4 protein-coding genes are annotated in these 5,129 nt (G+C 53.6%); all 4 read right to left on the reverse strand.

What is annotated here, in order from left to right:
• On the reverse strand, positions 1-403 hold a 403-nt coding region (locus tag RTK01_RS15785; protein ID WP_312281888.1), incomplete at its 3' end, for a hypothetical protein.
• 9 nt (positions 404-412) lie between these two features.
• The gene (locus RTK01_RS15790) at positions 413-2,509 is read right to left on the reverse strand and encodes a hypothetical protein (protein ID WP_312281889.1); all 2,097 of its coding nucleotides are present in this window, start codon (positions 2,507-2,509) and stop codon (positions 413-415) included.
• 8 nt (positions 2,510-2,517) lie between these two features.
• Positions 2,518-2,913: a hypothetical protein gene (locus RTK01_RS15795; protein ID WP_312281890.1), complete on the reverse strand. Its 396-nt coding sequence runs from the start codon at positions 2,911-2,913 to the stop codon at positions 2,518-2,520.
• A 15-nt stretch (positions 2,914-2,928) separates the two neighbouring features.
• Positions 2,929-5,129: hypothetical protein (locus RTK01_RS15800; protein ID WP_312281891.1), on the reverse strand; the 2,201-nt coding region annotated here is incomplete at its 5' end.

Below are 5,129 nucleotides of genomic sequence, written 5' to 3' on the forward strand. Positions count from 1 at the left end.
ACCCCAAATGCGGGCGCTTGATCGTTCCCCCGGAGGAAGTAATATCGCAGTATTTTGTCGCATCGTCGTAGGTGATGGTTGCCGTTCCGGAATGCATTTCTATTGACGGAACCACGGGGAATCCGATTGAAAATTCCCGGATCTGCCGAATCGTCCCGTTCAGTGTCAGGCCATTAGACGACCCTGAAACCGTCCCGGAAATCAGTTTCCAGCAGTCCAAGGCATAGGCGACACTCCCATGCATACCGCCAATACCGGCCTGCGCAACCGGGTTTGTAAAATCTACGTTGTCGAGTAGTTCAATCTCCACTTTGCTGTCAATCGCCCCTCCGGGAAGCGCCCGCCCAATTGCCGCGTCGATTTGCGGGCCGTCATAGGCCAGTTTGTATTCTGTTCCTGCCATACATCCCCCTTAAAAAAAGATAATAATGCAGCCGAAAGCGCCGTCCACTCCGGCGGTTCCGTTGCCCTTGGCTCCCCCAAGAGCCGTCCACGTGAACGAGGCTGTGCCGGATACCGTTGCTCTTAGCTGTCCTGCGCCACCACCACCGCCGCCGCCATTACCGCCTGTACCGCCCGTTCCGTACTTTGCCTCACTGGGTTCCGGGATTGGGTGTGCGTCCGCTCCGTCCGCGCCACGTGCGATTGTGGATACCTCTCCGGCCCCGGTTGCACTGGCTCCGTCTTCCCCATACGCTGCGCCACCACCAGCGCCACCGCCGATCTGTGCTTGCCCAACAGGTGATGTCATAGCCCCGGACCAGCCTTGGTTCCCAGAGCCACCAAGCCATCCGGCTACATCCTCGCCCTTTTCTCCATCGCCTCCGCTGCTTCCACCGTCTCCTCCATCTCCGCCGTCAACGCCATCAATCCCCGGCGCGCCGAAAACTTCTCCGGTCATGCCGTCGATATATCCACCGGGCATTCTCTCCCCGGAGGCCGAGCTATACGCCCCGAATGTCGTGGCCTGCCCGTCTTCACCGGGTTCTCCGCCCGAATGAGCGTGATACGAAATATGAGCGCCGGGAGTGAGTAAGATTTCCACTTCAAGAATCTTTCCGCCAAGGCCCGCTTTACCGCCGAGTCCTCCTTTCCCTCCTACCCCCGGTCCGGCTGTCTTTGTCCCAGTCCCAGAGTAATGCAATACTGAATTGGCCCCGGCTTCTCCGTCCATACCGGCGGTTCCTCCGGTTCCCGGTGAAATCAGAACGCATTTCCCACGTATTGCGCCCTCCGGGACGGTCCACGTCCCTTCCCCGGTCAGCAGAACGCGGTTGTTGTAGTCGTTGCCGTGGTGGGATGGGGCATATCCCGTTACGATTGTCGTATCTGCCTTCAGCGTGTTACTGATCGTGACGTTCATCGACTGCAAAAGGCCCTCTGTATCATCCCCGTAGGCATCCTCAAGGTACACTGCATCTCCGGGGCGCTCGTCTCCTGCTACGATACTTACCGTCAGCGTTTTAGCGCCTGAATAGTACGCCAGCACTCTATCCGCAACGGACCCGCTATTTGCCATTGATACAAGTGTAGCGTCTTTCACGGTGATGATGTTTTCCGTCGCCGCGTCCATCCGCCGGGAGATAATCTTTGTCTGGTGGGTGTACTCCTTGCCGGTCAGGGTCCCCGTCCCGGATACGATGGCGTAATTTACGCCGATCTCGTGCACCGTCAGGCCGGATGCGGTTAGGCCATGACACGGATTGCTGAAGGTGACGGTCTTGTGATCTACCGCCCCGCTGCCGTCTGTATTGTCAAAGAGCGTTGCCTCGGTATCTGCAGACGTGGTATAAAAGGCATGCTCCGTCACATCCACGCCGGACGCCGGGGTGTTGTACGCAAGGCTCCCACCCGAATACATCCGGTCGCCGATGATCTCCGTTGGGCTGGTGGCTGTCAAAAAGGCAAAGTTAATGCCACCGTCAGCGGTTTTCCTTACCGCCGCACCGATGGCAAAAAGCAACTGCCTTAAATTGTCCCGTTTGGTCCCGATTGGAAGCCATCCGAATACCAATGTGGATGCCACGTCAGCATCTACCGTATAGGCAAATGTCGCACCGATAATATCCGCCAGAACCGCGCTCACAGCCTGCCCAGCGTAAAGCCCGCCCATATGAGGCAGCTTGTCTAAAAGCCCAACAGCGGACACCGCAGATAGACTAAAGACGATTTTCCCGGCCCTGATGATTTCCGACTTATACAGCCGCGCTTTTAATGCGCCGTCCCTCCAATACTCCACTGGTGTGCCGTAGGGTATGGTGGTAAGATCCGGGTCGTTGGACTTACAAAAAAGCCTCTTCCCATCGATCGTCAAAAGCCCCAGCGAATCTGATGTAAAAAGCCTCTTGGGGACTTTGCACAGGCTGAAAATATCCGCCCCCAAGGTATCAATGGATAGCTCGTCCAGCGGTATGGAGCTTGCAAAAAAGAGACTGCCGCCATCTAAGCGGTTATCTTTTAATTGGGGATTGCGCTCCCACTCAAAGCCGCCGCAAATGATTTTGTCCATACGTCACCTCAAGGTATGATCTGCGGCGCAATTGGGATAAAGTTTACCTCGATATCGGCCCAATAATTTACACCCTCGGAAACCGTCCTGATCTTTCGGCTTCCGTGGGTGTAATATGCTTCATATGAGATAGAAGTTTGCCCGTCTGTGGCCTCAAGCATCACGGAATCATCAACGGAGTGCTGTTTCAGGTAATCCCAGAGAGCATCGAAATCTTCGTTTGATTTGCCGTTAAAAAATGTGATCTTATGCCCTAGATAAGAGCCGATTACATCTCGAATCATCCGCCCGTTCCCTTCGGTACGACCAGCGTTCTTGCCATCCACGACATCAAAGCTTTCCTCAATGTCGGAGATTGCGACGGTGCTGTCAAAGGAAATGCCATTTATTTTTACATAATTCATACGCCCTCCACCACTTTATTTGTTGACAAGGCTGATACCGACCCGCTGCGATTCGGATTTGTTTGCACCATATACCACGCGCCCGAACTGCTGCCCATCAACCGTCATGACCTTACCGGCTAAAATAGCGTCAAGAATCTTTTGGAGCATTGCTGCATTAGCGCTGGCGGCATTGTTGGCCATCTGCTGCAAAAGCGCTTCTGGGGCCTCGATGTTGTTGCCGCTCTTCTGGTCCCCCAGCACCGCCATAAACTCACGGTTCGGGGGAATCACTGCGCCGGTGGCGAGATGGGGGACGTTGTACGAAGATATCCCTTGGATGCCGGAAGATGAAATGCTTGCGTTTCCTGCTCCACTAATAGCGGATGCGGTTGATGCCGACTTCTTTGCGGTGAGTGCATTCGCAACTGCGCCAACTCCCAAAATTCCAAGACCGGCAAGTATCAAAAAAGGATTTAAGGTAGCCGCTCCAATGGCGATTAATGCAATTCCGGCCAGCATGATTCCGGCTGTCACTTTTCCCGCAACATCATCGAGGTGTAGCGCCTCCGCCCAACTCTCAAACGTTCCAGATTTTTCGCCTAAATTCATCCCGACACCTAAAAGAACTAATGCAGCAAAGAAAGCCGGAACGTTTGCCGTAAGAATAGAAATCACAAGCAACCCCACACCCGCTATCAGCAAAATAGCGGTGATCCATTTTTCGGCATTCGGCAATCCTAGCGCATCCCACCAATTATCAAAAGTGACTGATGCCTGTCCGTAGCTAACGCCGATGTTCAGCATCACGAACCCACCAACAATCATTAGAATGTTGTGCATTAAAATCCCGAAAACAACCAGCGCGATGCCTCCAATAATAAGTGCCTTCGTAATCCAGTCTTGCGCTTGAGGAAGATTCAACGCGTCCCACCAGCTTTTAAACGTGCCGGTTGACGCTCCGACCGCTACGCCCACACCTATAAGTCCAATTCCGGCTACAATCATTGCAATGTTCTTCAGTAAAATCCCGAATATGAGCAACGCCATCCCGGAAATCAGCAAAGCCGCAGTAACCCAGTTTGATGCGTTGCCCAAACCAAGAGCGTCTGACCAGCTTTGTAATACTCCACTTTTCGTCCCAACGTAGACACCCGCTCCCAGCAGCGCTATGCCTGACACCACCATAAGAACATTGCCGGTTACAATGCCGAATACAAGTAGCGCCATCCCCCCGATAAGCAAGGCGGCTGTTACCCATTGAGCAGCCCTGCTTAAGCCCAACGTTTCCGCCCAATCGTTCATCATCCCACCCTTTTCAGAGTAGTAGACCGTTGCTCCTATCAGCAAAAGTCCGGCAACTACTAGCAGAACATTGCCCGTCGCCGCGCCGATGGCAACCATGGCGATGCCTCCCAAGAGCAACGCGACTACTACAAACTCCTCCACATTGCTAAGCCCAAGCGTAGTCACCCACGATTGTAATTGGGCATTTTCTCCTGCTACTGTGAATCCCGAAATCAACAGCATCAACCCCGCCGTCACAAGAGCAAGGCTTCCACTTGCGGCTCCGATTGCAACAAGCGCGATTCCGCCGAGCAAAAGGGCTGTGGGTACCCACGCAGAAACTTTACCCATCATCTCCGTAAGCCAACTGTCACTTTCAGGCCCGCTAAAATCAACGTCAGACTTAGATATACTTTCCGTGTTATCACCGGATAATTGATTGATTTCATCGAACGATGCCATGGACTTAGTAGCCTTATCCGCCGCCTTTCCGGTGTCGTCAAGAGCTTCTGTTTCATCGTGCAAGGCCTCCGCTGCTTCTCGGGATTTGTCAAGCGTTGTCCCGGAGAGAGTGGCAGCCAGCCTAGCGGCAGTCGTTGTAATTGCCGTGAGGATGTCTGCCGCCTTTGTAATCGCCGGAATAATCACATCAACGAGTGGTTGTGCAAGCGTCAGTAAAGCTCCCTTGAGCCTTGAAATGGATGCAGATGCTTCGGCATTTGTCTTAATGACCTTTCCGCTCCATTCGCGGAATTTTGAAAGCGCCTGAGTAATCAGCGTAAATACCAACGCGCTTCGTACTACCTCGCGTACTCGCATAGCGAACCGGCCCATGCTTTTATTAGCCTTTTTTGTAGCCTTGTCCATCTTGTCGGCACTATATCCGGCGCTGGAAAGTTCCTGTGCGATGGCTCCGGCCGTTTCTTTGCCTAGCTCAAGTTCTATGGTGG

Source organism: Oscillibacter sp., assembly GCF_031978065.1.
Classification (GTDB): Bacteria; Bacillota; Clostridia; order Oscillospirales; family Oscillospiraceae; genus Oscillibacter.

Excerpts from the sequence above, each read along its gene's own strand:
- RTK01_RS15795 (WP_312281890.1), bottom strand. The coding sequence starts at position 2,913 with ATGAATTATGTAAAAATAAATGGCATTTCCTTTGACAGCACCGTCGCA.
- RTK01_RS15790 (WP_312281889.1), bottom strand. The coding sequence starts at position 2,509 with ATGGACAAAATCATTTGCGGCGGCTTTGAGTGGGAGCGCAATCCCCAA.